Raw genomic sequence first — 16120 nt, 5'->3', positions numbered from 1 at the left:
TTGGAGGTTAAATTTGCAGCAGTATGTTTGGTATTTAGGCAAGGCAGAGCCTGTGTAGTGTGGTTATTCCCCATAAATAGGCGATAACGAAGCACAAATGCCAAACATGCGCTGCCTGAAGGGTTCTGCCCAGGGGCTATTTACTCTTTGTTGCCTACATGGATGTAGGTAAGGGGCGTGAGCAGGACGCGGAAGCTTTGCTCGGTTTTTACTTATTCTTACAGGGATGTAAGTCAGTAGAATAACGCAGGAGCAGTTACCGAGCCACTAGGTTACAAATCTCGCGCCGCGATTAAATAGCCCCTAGATTGAACAAATTTTAATCCTGAAAGGTCAACAGGTCCAATAACTGAGACATTATTTATATGCATTCAATAAAGTTAGTATCTGAAGAATTAACACCATCAAAAGTAGTCTGTGTTGGCCGTAACTATACCGCACATATTGCAGAGCTAAACAACGAAACACCAGATCAAATGGTTTTATTTAACAAACCAAATAGCGCGATTACAAATACGTTATTTGCGGCTAATAACGGCGATACACTGCATTATGAAACCGAGCTATGTTTTGTAGTTAAAAATAAAAAATTTGTAGGGGTTGGACTCGGCCTTGATTTAACTAAGCGTACTGTGCAAAGTAAATTAAAAAATAAAGGACTTCCATGGGAGCGCGCTAAAGCGTTCGATGGCTCTGTAATTTTAACTGATTTTGTAGCGCTAACTGATGCAATGAAGCACTTTACCTTTGAACTTAAAATTAATAATAAAGTAGTTCAGCAAGGCGATACTCATTTTATGCTGCATAACCCGGACTCAATTTTACAAGAAATTAGTGAATTTATGAGCTTAGAAGATGGTGACGTAGTAATGACAGGCACACCGTCGGGCGTAGGCGAGGTAACACCTAAAAGTATTTTTGCTGTGGCACTTTATACTAACGATCAGTGCTTGCTTGAGCATCAGTGGCAAGTAAGTAAAAATTAATAACTTGCTGTTGGTAGTGTTGATCAAAGTCGGCAAAGGTAGTTTTAAGCCAATTATGCTGACTTTGTTGATACTCAGGCGATTGTAGTACATTGTTTTTTAGTGCGCGGTTAATTTTTTTAAGCGCTTGCTGTGCAAAATTATTAGGTGCGTTAGCCGCACAACCTATTGCTCCTCGTATAAATTGAATGTCATTTTCTTCTATTGGTACACTCTCTATATTCGTATATTCTCCTTGTTTATTAAAGTAATCGGCCATAAACGGGTAATCAATTGAGTAGTCTAAAAAGCCGTGACTCAAGCGTGCTATAACAGCCTGACTTTCGTTCTCACTGCTCCAACTTAACGACGACTCTTTATCTCGTTTTGTATTTTCAATAATTGTATTAATTTTAGTTGTAAATTTACGTGCAGCAGCTTGCCCGTATACGTATTGCGGGTCGGTTAATAAATTAATAAGGTGAATAGGCGAGCCGTGCTTTTCTTCTAATTTGGGCTTTAGCTCTTTAGTCGTGATAATTGAAAATGGGGGATATACCGTTGTTGGATTTGAGTAGTTAAGTAGTTGGTTATTATGTTTTTTATAAATAACACACGGGAAGCATACGTTTTTTCCTTCACTTAAATATTTATTTATACGCTGCTGAGGGACAATTAAGCGGGTATGTTTTACATCTGTTATTGTTCTAATGAGTTGCTCGGTTAGGTTGTCGCAAATACCGCCTTGTGGTGCACTTTCGCTTTTAGCTATATGAAAAGGGGGCGTGTAACTTTGCAGCCAAATAATTTCTTCTAGAGGCTGTAATTTTTGCTCAACAGCATGCGCGTTAAATACAATTAATAAGCAAAATGCATAGTATCCGTTTTTCAGCATTGATAAGTGTTCGTTGAATTAAGAAAACTTAATAAAAGTATAGTGTTGGTTGTAGTAGGGTCAAATATTTTAGTTAAAAAGCAACCTCATTCAAGGCTGCTTTAACTCATACATGCTTAATAAGGCATCGGATGGTTTCTAAATATAGTGTTAATATCACTAAGAATTTCGTCGCTTAACGTGATGTTAAATGCATCAATATCTTCTTTTAATTGGGCTATGCTTGTTGCACCAATAATTGAAGAGGTTACGCCATCTACTTGGTTACACCATGCGAGTGCTAGTTGTGCTGGAGTAATATTGTTTGCATGAGCCAGCTCAACATACTGCTTAGTGGCTTGCTCTGCATTTGGTGTATCTCTAAAAATACCGTTGCGCTGCATGAAGGTCCAACGAGATCCTTCTGGGCGAGCACCGTTTAGGTATTTACCCGTTAATAAACCAGCTGCTAAAGGCGACCACGGTAAGTAGGCAATATCTTCGTGTACACATTGTTCTATTAAATACGGCCAGTCTTTAGCGTGCGCTAAGCTAAACTCATTTTGAATAGATACCATACGCGGTAAGTTATGCTCTTTGGCCAAACTTAAAAACTGGCTTATACCCCATGGCGTATCGTCAGATAAACCGCAGTGCTTAATTTTACCTGCTTTAACACATTCATTAAGGCCCTCTAGAATATCAAGCATACTAGCTTGCTGCTCTTGTGTATTTACGTCGGTAAATTTAAGAGTGCCGGGCCATTGTCTGCCAAAGTGCGGGGTAGAGCGGTTTGGCCAATGCAGCTGATATAAATCAATGTAGTCGGTTTTAAGGCGCTTAAGTGAATCGTCTACGGCTTCTATTACCGTTTGGCGCGTAATATTGCCACCATCACGTACCCACGATAATCCATTGCCTGCAATTTTTGTAGCAAGTACCACATCGCTGCGCTTTTGCTGATTACGCGATAGCCAATCGCCAATAATTTCCTCAGTTTTTCCATAGGTCTCTGGAGAGGGCGGTACTGCATACATTTCGGCTGTATCAATAAAGTTTACGCCTTGCTCTAGCGCGTAGGCTATTTGTTCATCAGCATCGCTTTGAGTATTTTGTTTACCCCAAGTCATACTGCCTAAACATACTCTTGAAACTTTAATACCACTGCTGCCAAGTGGGCTGTATTGCATGAGAATTCCTTATTGCTCGTCTTGAGAGTAGCTAACTAACGCCGATAAAAGAGGCTCTGCAATGAGGGCTTTTTGGCCTGTTTCAAAATCAAACATAACCACTTTTGAAGTGCCTGTTGTTGTTATAGCGTTTTGCGCGTGACTAAATACGGTGTAATTCATAACAAACCGATCTGTTTTTATATCAGAAATAGTAACGCCGACTGTAAGTGTATCTGGAAAAGTAACTGGGCGTTTATAACGAATGTTGTTTTCGCTTATTACCGGACCTACGCCATTAGAGCTTATTGTATCGAACAGATTTATTTTATTTAAGAAGTCGATTCGGGCTATTTCAAAGTAACGCAAATACACCACATTATTTACGTGTTGTAGTGCATCCATATCAGCCCACGCTACGGTGATGTCGGTATGGATAGGGTGCTGATCTTTAAACGTTTGCATTATTTATTGGCCCTTAATTTTAAAGTATTTAGATTATCAATATGGAGTTGTGAGCTCAAGGTAATTAATAGCATGTTTTTTTATAAGATGATTGTACCTGTTTAATTTTAGGTCTACAGTTAAATTACACAGACAAACACAAACACACACACAGAGGTATGTATGCACAATATAATTAATTGGTCTTTAGCTTGTTTGGTTTTTATAGCCTCATTTACCTGCTACGCAATGGGTAACGAATCAGGCGCTATTATTTTAATGTTAGCGGGGTTTTTTTTCGAGGTTATGTTTTGGTTGCGCGGTTATAAAGAGCAAGAAGGTAATAAGCGCTTTTTTTAATAGTTAACTAGGGCCTGTTGGCCTTTCAGGATTAAAATTTGTTCAATCTAGGGGCTATTTAATCGCGGCGCGAGGTTTGTGACCTAGTGGGCTAAGTAAAAACCGAGCAACAAAGAGTAAATTGCCCCTAGGCAGAACCCTTCGGGCAGCGTATGTTTGGCATTTGTGCTACGTTATCGCCTATTTATGGGGAATAACCACACTACATAGGCTCTGCCTTGCCTAAATACCAAACATACTGCTGCAAATTTAACCTCGAAAGATAAACAGGCCCTAGGCTTGCTTATCACATTTGATTCTATAATAATGACTGTATAAATAACCAGTTATTGTTGTGGTGATGAAGAAGTTTATTCACATAGACATGGATTGCTTTTATGCAGCAGTAGAAATGCGAGATAATCCTAAACTTGCATGTGTACCGCTTGCTATTGGAGGCAATAGCCGACGAGGCGTGCTCTCAACCGCTAACTATATAGCGAGAGAATATGGCGTACGATCGGCTATGTCGAACTATCATGCTAAACAATTATGCCCCGATTTAGTTATTGTCCCTGGGCGCATGGCTGTATACAAAGAAGCTTCAAATCAAATACGTGAAGTATTTAGCCGCTACACAGATTTAGTTGAGCCTCTTTCTTTAGACGAAGCCTACCTAGATGTAACAGACAGTACTGCTTGTAAAGGCAGTGCCACACTTATTGCACAGCAAATAAGAGCCGATATTTACAATGCCACAGGGCTCACTGCATCAGCAGGTATTGCACCGATTAAATTTATTGCCAAAATAGCCAGCGACGAAAAAAAACCGAATGGTCAATTTGTCGTTTTGCCTCATGAGGTCGATGACTTTTTAGCGCAATTACCGCTGGGGAAAATTCCGGGGGTGGGTAAAGTAACGCTCGAAAAGCTAAATTTAAAAGGCTTATATACCGGCAAGGATGTACGTGAAAAAGGCGTTAACTGGATGCAGCAACATGTGGGTAATTTTGGTGTGTCGCTTTATCAAAAATGTGCAGGTGAATATGTTGGTAAAGTATCAACAGATCGCATCAGAAAGTCGCTGAGTGTTGAGCATACCTACGAATACAATAAAACAAGTTTGCAAGAGTGCTTAGATGAGCTGCCAAAATTGTTAGACGAATTAGTTTTAAGACTTAATAAACAGCAATTACAAAACCGTATTAATAAGCTGAGTGTTAAAGTGAAGTTTGCAAATTTTGTAGTAACCTCAGCCGATCAGGCATACCACGAGCTAAACACAGAAATATTTATTCAACTCCTTACTAAGGCTTATCAACGAGGGCTACAACAACCTGTAAGATTACTTGGCATAGGCGTTGGCATTAAAAGCGAGCCAGAACAAAACTTTCAACTTAGTATTCTCGATTAAGCTGTAAAGCCTGTAACCCCAAGTTGCCATTTATTGGCAACTTGTATAATTAGCTCATCGCACCTTGCTGGTCTTCAATATTTAAATCGACGATAATAGGGGCTTATGTTTTCTAACAGGACTTTATTTATGGCATACCCTCAAGCGGTTAGTGCAAGCCTTGAATGCACATCTCATGATGCGCTTATTATTATTAGTGATGACTTTTCTCTATTACCAAATAACTCATTACGTAATGCTATTTTAGACCAAGCAAAAGTTGATTCTCGTATTGGTAAACAAGTTACTTTATTAGTGATTGAAAAAAAACGCGTTGTACTTGCGCCAACGGGTCCGTTAAATAGAGATTACGACGATGTACGCCGTTATTTTGATGCTGCTAAATTAGCGATTAACGAAGCAAAAGCGTCGGGTAGTGTTAATCCTGTATTATTTTTACCAAATTTAAATGGCGATAGCCGTTATCAGCATGCTTTAGAAGTTGCTTATTTAGGCGCTTGCCAAGCCTTATGGCAGCCATTAGAAGCGCGTGAATATCACGGTGAAAGTATTGAACCTATTACTCAAATTGGTTTAGTTGGCGCAAGCGAGCAAACAATTAAAGCTGTTAATGCGATTGCTGCAGGCCAATATGCCGCGCGTGACTTATGTGGCACTGAACCTGAGCGTATGGCTCCACCACGTTTTGCTGATTACTGCGTTGATTTATTTAAAGGCTCAAGCATTGCAGTTGACGTAATTGATGATATTGCAGCTATTGATAAAAACTACCCAATGCTAAGCACTGTTGCTCGTGCATCGTATGCAGTTGAGCGCCATCACCCACGTGTTGTTAAGCTTGAATATGTACCAGAGGGTGAAATTACTCGTACACTTATGTTTGTAGGTAAGGGTCTTGTATACGATACAGGCGGCGCCGATTTAAAAGTAGGTGGTCATATGGCAGGCATGAGTCGCGATAAAGGTGGCGCAGCTTCTGTTGCGGGCTTTATGAAAGCCGTTGCGGATTATCAGCCTAAAGGCGTTAAAGTAGTATCGTACTTGGCTGTTGTTCGTAACTCTATTGGCTCGGATTGTTTTGTGCCAGATGAAATTATTACTAGCCGCGAAGGTATCCGTGTACGCATTGGTAATACCGATGCAGAAGGGCGCTTAGCAATGGGCGACCTGCTTAGCGAAATGAAAGATTTAGCTAAAGGCGAAATAAACCCAACGTTATTTACTGTAGCTACATTAACGGGTCACGCGGCACGTGCAATGGGTCCTTACGGTGCGTATGTTGAAAATGGTCCAGCTCGTAGCGCTGGTGTTTCACGTCAAATAGCTGACCTTGGAGATTTGTGGGCCGATGGCGCAGAAGTATCGCGTTCTCGCCGTGAAGATTACGACTTTATTAAACCACGCACGCTAGCTGACGATGTACTCTCGAGTAATAACGCAGCATCTGCTGTTACTGCGCGTGGGCATCAGTTCCCTATGGCGTTTATGGCTATTGTTGGTGGGCTTGATAAGCACGGTAACGACTCTGCACAACCTTTGCCTTATGTGCATATGGACATTGCAGGTAGCGGTGTTGAAGGCGGTGATTGGCAGCATGGCAAGCCAACGGCTGCATCAGTAACGAGCTTGTTTGCACGTTACTGTTTGTAAGCTAAAAACCTACATGCAATAAAAAAGCCCTGTTAATTCAGGGCTTTTGCATTTTATGATAACGGTATGGGCTATTAATCTAATTTAAAACGATTAACTACGCTCGAAAGCTCTAGGCTACTTTGTTTAAGATTATCACTGGCATCGGTAAGCTGTTTAGTATTATTTAATGATTGCTCAGTTGATTGAGATAGCTCATTAATACGCAAATTAACCTCGTCGGCAGCTTGAGTTTGTTGCTCTGTGGCGCGTGCTATCTGGCTGTTCATTTCGGTAATAATTGAAACAAGTCGTTCTATTTCATTAAGTGAAGTATTGGCCGATGACGCCTGATCTACGGTAGAAACTGAAAGTGCTTGGCTTGATTTAACAGCTTCTACTGCTGCTTTTGCACCTTCTTGAAGTTTAGTGATCATGGTTTGAATTTCGTCGGTACTTTGCCCTGTACGACTGGCCAGTGTTCTTACTTCATCTGCAACAACAGCAAATCCTCGGCCATGCTCTCCTGCGCGAGCAGCCTCAATGGCAGCGTTTAATGCCAGTAAGTTTGTTTGCTCCGATATGCTTCTTATTACATCAAGTACAGAGCCTATATTATGGCTCTCGTTGGCTAAATCTTCTGTTACACGGCTGACTGTTTCTATGTTGCTTGAGAGTGTTTCTATTGCTGTAATTGTTTGCGCAACCACATTTTTACCCGTTGATGCGTTTTGTGCTGCATCTTTAGCTGCTTGCTCTGCGGCTTCGGCGTTACGGCTTACATCATGTATTTGGTGAGTCATTTGCTCCATGGCAGCTGCAACTTGGGTTGAGCTATCGTTTTGAAGCTCAATAAACGAGTGGCTTGTTCTACTTGAATCATCAACTGTATGCGCATGCTCACTTACGTCGTTTGCACTTTGTGCTACATGAACAAGTGACTCTCGCATTTTTAAAACAAATAAATTAAATGAATGTGATAGTTCAGATATTTCATCGTTACCGGATTCATTTAATTTACGGGTTAAATCGCCTTCACCTTGTGAAATGTCTTTCATCATATCGGCCGCTAAACGAGTAGGTATTAAAATGCTCTTGCCTATAAAGTAACTAAGTAAAATAACAGCAATAATCATAATTGTTGCACTGACGACTATAAGGTTTCGTTGCTCGCTAAATGCTTCGTCAATTGAATCAAGATAAACACCTGAGCCAATAATCCATTGCCATTGATTAAAACCTTTAACAAATGCGATTTTTTCAACGGGTTTTTCTTTACCTGGTTTTGGCCATTTATAAGGAATAAATCCCTCGCCAGAGCGTTTAACTATATTAACCATATCAACAAACAATGCTTTGCCGTCAGGGTCTTTGTTATTGGTTAAATCTTTTCCTTCAAGCGCAGGTTTTATAGGATGCATAACCATTTTTGGCTGGTAATTGTTAATCCAAAAGTAATTGGTTTTGTCGTAGCGCAGAGCTCTTATTGCATTAAGTGCTTGCGATTGAGCTTGTTGTTGAGTGAGAGTGTTATTTTGCTCAAGATCATAAAAGTGCTCGATTATACTGTACGCAGTTTCTACTACATTTTGTGTTTTAAGGTACTGCTCGTTTTTTAGCGAACTATATTGATGAGTCAGGCTCGATATACTAAGTATTATTAGTCCAAATACAACTATGGCTATTAACAGTGAAAAACGCTGGGATATACTAAAACTACGTAGACTAGGCATACATTTATCCTCAAAAAGTGTGCGCTTTAGCGCATAGAATAAGCGTAGCTAAAAAAAGAGTTTAATCTAGGCTTAACGCCCATTAATGCAAAAAAAAAGCTGATTTATCAATCAGCCTTTAGTCTGTTATTACTTTACTTGCTTATTTAACGTCAAAATGGCGATTAAAGAAGTTTGTAATTGTTTGATGTAAGTGTGTTTGCACTTGTTTACCACGTAGGCTGTGCTTAGAGCCTGGGTAGGTCATCATTTCAAACTGTTTTTCGTTATCTTGCAGTTGTTTAAACAATTTAGTTGAATGAGTAAACAGCACGTTGTCGTCAGCCATTCCATGGTAAATCATTAATGGGCCTTTTAAGCCATCAGCATATGGAAATACTGCGCTGTCTTCATACCCTTTAGCATTCGTATCAGGGTGACCTAAATAACGCTCTGTGTAATGCGTATCGTATAGAGCCCAATCGGTTACAGGAGCACCCGATACGCCGGCTTGAAAGTAATCGCCTGCTTTAAACATAGTCATAAGTGCCATGTAGCCGCCGTAGCTGTGGCCATAAACACCAATGCGTTGTGGGTCTACGTAATCAAGTGTACGTAAAAACTCTACGCCTTTAATTTGATCGGCAACCTCAACCACGCCTAGGTTTTTATAAATAGCATCTTCAAACTTTTTACCACGGTTGTACGAACCACGGTTATCCAGTTGAAAAATTACGTAACCTTGTTGCGCCATGTACTGAAAGTACAAGTTTTTACTGCGCCAGCTATTTGTCACTCGTTGGGCATGCGGGCCGCCGTATACGTTAACAATAACAGGGTGCTTTTTGCCATCAGTAATGTTGCTAGGCTTGAATAAACGGTAATGCATAACTTGGCCATCATCGGCTTTAATTGTGCCGTATTCTGGTTTTGTTAAGTCGCTTAAATAAGGAGTAAGCGGGTGGCTGCTATCTAGCTTATTTTCTTCAAGCCATGTAATAAATTCGCCGTTTACTTTACGAAGCGCTGCTGAATTTGGTTTATTATCAGACGAGCTATTATCGATAAAGGTTTTATTGTCTTTTGCTAGCACAACATTATGGTACTGACCTTTTTCGGTGATACGTTTGGCATCGCCCTTTTTAAATAAAGGCGCGCTGTATAAATGGCTTTCAAGCGGTGTATCTTTTCGGCCGGCAAAGTAAACAATGCCTTTTTTCTCATCAATACCTTTTAAGCTATCAACAGCCCAATCACCAGAGGTGATTTGACGAACAAGTTGACCGTTTGTGCGGTACAGATATAAGTGTTTAAAACCGTCGCGCTCAGATGCCCATACAAAATGTTTTTTGTCTTTTAAAAACTCAAGATCAAAATGTAGGTTAATCCACGTTTCGCTGTTTTCGATTAATGCTACTTTTTGGACTTTAGTTTCGCTGTTATAAAAACGAAGCTCTAATTTATGTTGCGAGCGATTTTGCCATTGGTAAGACAGTGTATTGCCGTCTTTTAGCCACTTAGCACGCGCGATATAAATGTCTTCATCTTTACCTAAATCAATCCAATCTACTTTTTGGTCATTTAGCTTAACCACACCGAGTTGAATTTTTACGTTATCGGTACCTGTAAACGGGTAGCGCTGGTTAAATAATTTAACTTCATCAGCGTAAATTTCGTTACGGATAGCTTCTTTTACTGGGGTTTCGTCAACGCGGGTATAGGCAATTTTAGTTTCATCACCTGACCACCAGTAACCTGTCATGCGGCTCATTTCTTCTTGAGCAACAAATTCGGCCATGCCGTTTTTAATTACGCCGCCGCCATCTTTACTAAGCTGAATTTCTTTACCTGATTCAAGCTCTAAAGCGAATAGGTTTTGCTCTCGAATAAACGATACGTAGTTACCTCTAGGTGAAAAGCGTGCATCGGTTTCAAATGTTTCAGTGTCGGTTAGTTTTTTACTTTTAGCAGAGGCTAAATCGTAATAGTAAAGGTCGCCGTTAAGTGGGAATAAAAGTGCTTTACCGTCTTTAGACCATTTGTATTCTAATATGCCTTTACCAAAAATACGTTGGCGTTCGCGGCGTGCTTTTTCTTCATCAGATAGGTTTTCTGGGCCTGAAAATAACTTTGCCGAATCAACTAGCACACGGTTGGTGTTATCTTTTAGATTGTATTCCCATAAATCGTAGCGATTGTAGTCATCGCTTTTGCCTTGTAAATAAGTTACACGGCTGCCGTCAGGCGAAAATTTAAGTTGTACAGGTGATTTACCTGAAAGGCTCGGATCGTCAAAAATACGCTCCAACGATAAAGGTTTTGCTTGAACACTAATAGCGCCAACCATTAATGGGAGGGCTAGTGAGAGGTGTTTTATTTTTTTTAGCACAAGGTTGCCTTAGCTTATTATAAATATTGCTTTGATGGTAAAGCCAAGCGTGTGCAACTGCAACTAAATGCTATAAAGTGGCGATTATTAAAGACAAAGTAGGACATAACAATGACTAACCCTGAATTTAAACTAGCGCCAGAACTTAAACGCGACTGTATAGAGCTTGCCGATTGGCCACTGTGTAAAGTACTTTTATTGAACGACAGCCAATATCCGTGGTTTGTATTAGTGCCTAGGCAGGTTAACTTAAAAGAGATAATTGATTTATCTGAGGATGATCAAATTGTGTATTTAAAAGAGTCAGCCAAGCTAAGTAAATTATTAATGGATGTGTTTAGCCCTGATAAGTTAAATATAGCGGCTTTGGGTAATATGGTGCCGCAATTACATATTCACCATATTGCACGCTTTACTACTGATGCTGCTTGGCCTGCGCCAATTTGGGGTAAGTATCCAGCTGTGCCGTATACAGATGTACAAATTACAGAGTTAAAAAAAGCGCTGCAGTTTTAAGCTGCAACGCTTTTTTAGGGTTTAGCTAAGTTTAACTAAAACTACTTAAGCTCTAGTACTTCTTTACCTTGCTTAAACGTTACATCTACAGGGATATTTGCTTTACTTAGTTTTTCTAAGTCTTCAGCAAGTTCTTCTTTTATATCGCCATGCGTTGCAATTAGTTGATCTACTTTTTCGTAATCGCCATCACCTTGTAAGGTTAAAATTAAGCGAGAAAGCTTGGCCATTGCAATGCTCATTTTTTCCATATTAACGCGGTACAGGCCTTCTTCATTTTTAGAAAAAGCGCCTTCTTGAGCAAAAAAGTTAAAGCGAATCATATTTGCTTTACCATGCGCACTTGATGCTCCAAAACGAACTGAGCGGAATATACCCGCCATGAAGGTCGTGTAATAATCTTCAATAGTTCCTTCTGTAATTTCGCCCTTTTTAAGTAATTGCTCAATCATGTACAGGCCTAAAATGTCGGCTTTACCTTCTTCAAGCGCACTTGCGTGTTCTTGTAATGATTGACGAACAGTACCTTTACCTGTGATTGTATTTTTAATACCTAGCCCGTGAGCGACTTCATGGAACATCGTATTGGCAAAAAATGCATCAAAAGTAATATGTTTACGCTGCTCAGGTACAATTAACTGCTTTGAAATTGGTACTAAAATTTTATCAAATTTAGCACGCATCGCATTTTTAAGTTGCAGGCGACGAGTTCCTTTTTCTAGCTGTACTTGCTCATCGTTTGGTAAGTTAATTGCAATTGTTTTACTACCAGCGTTAGAGTGACCTGCGTAATAAACAACATCATAAGCGTTTAGGTCGGCGTCAGAGCCCGGTACTTCTTGTTTGTACTTAGCATCAACGGGTAAGCCTTTTTGAAGCTCAGGTAAAAATGCGGCAAACTTAGCTAAGCGTTCGCTCCATTTTAAATCTTTAATAAGTACGTAAGATTCATAAGCTGCGCGGTAACCAAATAATTGATCTTCATAGGTTTCAATTGGACCAATAACCACATCTACTGGGTTGTTTTTCATATCCATCCAAGCAAAGTCAGATACTTGGAAGTCATCTTTTTGTAGAGCATCAGCACGCAAGTTTAGATAGTTAGCAAACTCTTTATCGTCAGCAAGTTTGCTAGCTTGACGTAAAAGGTCAGCGGCTTTTGCAAGCTCATTAGCGTATTCTTTTGAATATGGCACGCTGTAAAGCTTACCTTGCTCATCACGCTTAATTACAGAGTAAAGGCCTGTTTTGTCTTCAACATCTGCATTGTTTAACTCTTCTTTGGTTATATCGGCAGGGTAAAACTGTGCGCCAAGAGGTTTTTCTTTATAGCTGGATAAAAACGCTTCATCGCCATTTAAACGATCCCATGGACCGTAGTTAATATCGGCAAATTTACGTACTTTGTCGTCGTTTAGTTTTGCTAAAAAAGCATCTTTATTTTCACCAAAAGATTGTTTCCAAAATAACTCGTCCATTATTTTTGAAGCATCAATAAGCTTTGCAACCATTGCTCGTTGGTTATCGCTTAAGTGCGATAAATCACTTTGTAAGCTAAAGTCGGTGTAAATATCTAAACGTTGATTATTTGCATTAATAAGCTCAGGGCCTAATTGTGCACTGCTTTTTTGAGCAAGCTCTGTGGCTGTGTTGTCGGTAGAAGACGGCGCTTGTTCAGAACATGCACTAAGAAAAACGACACCAGAGAGCATAATTGCTTGGCTAATTTTATTTAAGATCATTATATTGCCTGTTAAAAAGTAAGTTTAATAATTTGTACTGTTTTAGTTAAAAGACTAAATATGTACAAACGCTTCCTTATTGTGAGTGCATTAAAGCAAAACTAAATAGTAAATAGCAAGTATTTGGCGTTGTAAGGCAGGCATGAGCGATAAAGCATTATAAATAAAAATAAACTTCTATAATTTTCTTAACTTTATCGGTAAGTTAGACAATACTAATTATATTACTAATGCGAAAATTAACTGCCTGAGTTTGCAGTTACTTTACAGGCTGAACACAAAAGGACGGCAGCTTTATGTCTACAGAAAACGCTTTATTAACGATTCTAGTCGATAGAATAAATAACGATACGTTGGTTTTACCAACGCTACCTGAAGTAGCGATTAAGGTTCGCCAAGCTGCAGATAACCCTGATGTGAATTTAATGCAAATGTCAGATGTAATCTCACAAGACCCAGCGCTTTCAGCTCGAATGATAAAAGTAGCTAATAGTGCGATTATGGGACGTTCTGTAAAAGTATCTAATTTACAACAAGCAGTGACTCGCATTGGGTTGCGCCAAATTAAAAATATTGCAACAGCTATGGCTATGGAGCAATTATTTGTATCAAACAATGAGCTGATTAAAGGCTACATGGGCAAGGCTTGGCAAAAAACATTAACCGTTGCTAGCCATTCAATAACACTCATGGAGTTTTACTTAAAAAACAATAAACACACTTCATTAAATCGTGATTCAATTACATTAGCTGCGCTTGTTTACAATATTGGTGTATTACCAATCTTAACAGAAGCTGAGCGCCACCCTGAAGTGTTTGCCAACCCAAGCTTTTTAGCGCACGCAATTCAAAAGCTGAGTGGGAAAATTGGCTCGTCGATTATGCAAGCGTGGGAATTTCCTAAAGAGTTTGTTGATGTAGCTCTAAGCTGGGCAGATCCAAGTTACAAACCTGATAAAGTTAGTTACGTAGACTTTATTCGAGTAGGCGCTATTTTAGAGGGAACATTACAGGTTTCTGATAAGTCAGCAGCGCTGCAAACGTATATAGATAAAGGTGTAATACCGTCTATGCAATTATTCACAAGTGATGAATACAACGATATGCTAAAAGATGTGAAAAACATGTTTAGCTAAACATGTTTTATTACACAAACAAAAAGGGTTAACTTGCGTTAACCCTTTTTTAGTTTTATTTTTCGGTGGTATTTTCTGTTTTAGTTTTTTCGTACCGTTTTATTCCTGCTACCCATGTTTGCAGCACGTTTGTTTTGTATATCTCGTCAACAGGCACTTTAAAGTAGTCTTTATCAATTAAAATAAAGTCGGCCCATTTACCTTTTTCTAAACTACCCACCTTAAATTCTTGATGAGCTGCATAGGCGCCACCAAGAGTAAATGCACGTAATGCATCTTCGCGGCTTAGTACTTCACTTGCGCGCCAGCCGTTTTCCGGTAGTTTGTTATGATCCATGCGTGTAATGGCTGAATACAAACCATCAAATGGATTTGCAAGCTCTACAGGGTAATCAGAGCCTGCCGCAACCACCGAACCTTGCTGTAAAAATGTTTGCCAAGCATAGGCACCGCTTAATTGTTTTTCAGTTAAGCGTTGCTCTGCCATATGCATATCAGAAGTGGCATGTACTGGCTGCATTGAAGGGATTATTTTTAACGCTTTAAAGCGAGGGATATCCTCAGGCGTTACAATTTGTGCGTGCTCTATTCGGTTACGTAGTAATATACCGCCCGTTTTTTTAAACACATTTTGATAAGCATCAAGTACTACTTTATTTGCTTTATCGCCAATTGCGTGGGTATTTGCGCTAAAGCCGCTTTTAAAGCTTTGTGTAAAGAGCGCTTCGAGTTTTTCTTGTGTTTCAAGCATTAAACCATGGTGACCAGGTCTGTCTGCATATTCTTCAATCAGAGCAGCTCCGCGAGAGCCAAGTGCGCCATCGGCGTAAACTTTAACACTGCGAATTTCCATAAAGTCATTTTTGTCGTGGTATCGGCCTGCCTTTAACATTGCGCCTAAATCAGGGCTTGCACCACTTAACATTGCCACAATACGTAGCGGTAAATTACCAAGGTCGCCGCGCTCTTTGTAAACCTCCCATGTGGCTTTATCAATACCTGCATCGTGAGTAGAGGTAATGCCTAAACTTAATAAATGCTTACCTGCTGCATCTAGTGAGTCACTTATATCTTGCTTTGAAGGGGCTGGCATATGCTGGGTAATTAGCGATTCTGCTTTATCTACAAAAATACCTGTAGGATTGCCAAATTCGTCTTTAATTATTTCACCGCCTTCAGGGGCTTTTGTTTGGGCGTTAATACCAGCAAGTTCGAGCGCTTTTGAATTAACCCAAATGGCGTGACTATCAACCCGCGAAAGAACCACAGGTCGATCGCTCACTACTTTGTCTAAATCTTTAGCTGTAGGAAAGCGTGTATCAGCCCAAAGCTCTTGGTTCCAACCACGCCCTATAATCCAACCTTGTTTGTTATCGGCAAATACTTTTAGTTTATTTGTTACTTCATCAACCGATGTTGCGCCGCGTACGTCAAGTTGCGATAAATTGTCGCCAAGGCCAATAACGTGCCCATGAGCATCAATTAAGCCAGGTAATAAGGTATTACCGTGCGCGTCAATTAGCTTGGCATCTGGGTAGCTATCTTTAAGTGTTTCGCTACCGAGCTTAACTACCTTGCCATTTTTAATAACGAGGGTAGAAAACTGCTGTACTTCACCTTTGTATAAAGGGGTATAACCATTGGCGTTATAAATTACTTTTGTTTGTGCGAGAGTGTAGCTAGAACTAGCGCAAAGGCTGGCTAGTATGAGTGGTTTGATTATTTTTTTGAGTGGCATAGTTACTTAATTTTTATTGTTAATTTACTTACATTAACAAACTTGATTTTATA

The 16120-nt window shown here is 39.8% G+C and carries 13 protein-coding genes; 6 read left to right on the top strand and 7 right to left on the bottom strand.

Annotated elements, in window-relative coordinates:
• Nucleotides 1-365: 365 nt before the first annotated feature.
• A complete protein-coding gene (locus GQR39_RS00810) occupies nt 366-986 on the top strand; it encodes a fumarylacetoacetate hydrolase family protein (protein WP_165734584.1) in 621 nt (206 codons plus the stop codon).
• On the opposite strand, the gene GQR39_RS00805 is transcribed toward GQR39_RS00810, so the two are convergent.
• From GQR39_RS00805 to GQR39_RS00795, 3 genes are all read right to left on the bottom strand, one after another.
• A complete protein-coding gene (locus tag GQR39_RS00805) occupies nt 937-1860 on the bottom strand; it encodes an ABC transporter substrate-binding protein (RefSeq protein WP_165734583.1) in 924 nt (307 codons plus the stop codon). The two genes, GQR39_RS00810 and GQR39_RS00805, sit on opposite strands and share 50 nt — an antisense overlap.
• A 116-nt stretch (nt 1861-1976) precedes the next feature.
• Nucleotides 1977-3029, bottom strand: coding sequence for an aldo/keto reductase (locus GQR39_RS00800; protein ID WP_165734582.1), 1053 nt, complete (start codon nt 3027-3029; stop codon nt 1977-1979).
• Nucleotides 3030-3038: 9 nt separating this feature from the next.
• On the bottom strand, nt 3039-3473 hold the full coding sequence (locus tag GQR39_RS00795) for a thioesterase family protein (protein ID WP_165734581.1): 435 nt from the start codon (nt 3471-3473) through the stop codon (nt 3039-3041).
• Between the two features lie 162 nt (nt 3474-3635).
• Here GQR39_RS00795 and GQR39_RS00790 point away from each other — a divergent pair, with 162 nt between their 5' ends.
• The 3 genes from GQR39_RS00790 (at nt 3636) to GQR39_RS00780 (ending at nt 6855) form a co-directional block, all read left to right on the top strand.
• Nucleotides 3636-3812, top strand: coding sequence for a hypothetical protein (locus GQR39_RS00790; RefSeq protein WP_165734580.1), 177 nt, complete (start codon nt 3636-3638; stop codon nt 3810-3812).
• Between the two features lie 340 nt (nt 3813-4152).
• Nucleotides 4153-5205: a DNA polymerase IV gene (gene dinB, locus GQR39_RS00785; protein ID WP_024590076.1), complete on the top strand. Its 1053-nt coding sequence runs from the start codon at nt 4153-4155 to the stop codon at nt 5203-5205.
• A 129-nt stretch (nt 5206-5334) separates the two neighbouring features.
• On the top strand, nt 5335-6855 hold the full coding sequence (locus GQR39_RS00780) for a leucyl aminopeptidase family protein (protein ID WP_165734579.1): 1521 nt from the start codon (nt 5335-5337) through the stop codon (nt 6853-6855).
• A gap of 74 nt (nt 6856-6929) precedes the next feature.
• On the opposite strand, the gene GQR39_RS00775 is transcribed toward GQR39_RS00780, so the two are convergent.
• Both GQR39_RS00775 and GQR39_RS00770 read right to left on the bottom strand, forming a co-directional pair.
• A complete protein-coding gene (locus tag GQR39_RS00775; protein WP_165734578.1) occupies nt 6930-8567 on the bottom strand; it encodes a methyl-accepting chemotaxis protein in 1638 nt (545 codons plus the stop codon).
• Between the two features lie 142 nt (nt 8568-8709).
• A complete protein-coding gene (locus GQR39_RS00770) occupies nt 8710-10935 on the bottom strand; it encodes a S9 family peptidase (RefSeq protein WP_165734577.1) in 2226 nt (741 codons plus the stop codon).
• 111 nt (nt 10936-11046) lie between these two features.
• On the opposite strand from GQR39_RS00770, the gene GQR39_RS00765 reads away from it, so the two are divergent.
• Nucleotides 11047-11451 carry an HIT family protein gene (locus GQR39_RS00765; protein ID WP_024590072.1) on the top strand — a complete coding sequence of 135 codons (405 nt, stop codon included), beginning with the start codon at nt 11047-11049 and terminating at the stop codon, nt 11449-11451.
• Nucleotides 11452-11492: 41 nt separating this feature from the next.
• On the opposite strand, the gene GQR39_RS00760 is transcribed toward GQR39_RS00765, so the two are convergent.
• Nucleotides 11493-13193: a Zn-dependent hydrolase gene (locus GQR39_RS00760; protein ID WP_165734576.1), complete on the bottom strand. Its 1701-nt coding sequence runs from the start codon at nt 13191-13193 to the stop codon at nt 11493-11495.
• A gap of 296 nt (nt 13194-13489) precedes the next feature.
• On the opposite strand from GQR39_RS00760, the gene GQR39_RS00755 reads away from it, so the two are divergent.
• Nucleotides 13490-14329, top strand: a complete 840-nt coding sequence (locus GQR39_RS00755) for an HDOD domain-containing protein (RefSeq protein ID WP_024590070.1) — start codon at nt 13490-13492, stop codon at nt 14327-14329.
• Between the two features lie 55 nt (nt 14330-14384).
• Here GQR39_RS00755 and GQR39_RS00750 read toward each other — a convergent pair whose 3' ends face one another.
• Nucleotides 14385-16067 (bottom strand): amidohydrolase, encoded by a 1683-nt coding sequence (locus tag GQR39_RS00750; RefSeq protein WP_165734575.1) that lies wholly within the window; start codon nt 16065-16067, stop codon nt 14385-14387.
• Nucleotides 16068-16120: the final 53 nt, after the last annotated feature.

Source organism: Pseudoalteromonas sp. C8 (genome assembly GCF_011378685.1).
Taxonomy (GTDB): domain Bacteria; phylum Pseudomonadota; class Gammaproteobacteria; order Enterobacterales; family Alteromonadaceae; genus Pseudoalteromonas; species Pseudoalteromonas arctica.
The sequence above is the reverse complement of the archived record's forward strand: the minus strand, read 5'-3'. Positions and strand labels throughout refer to the sequence as shown.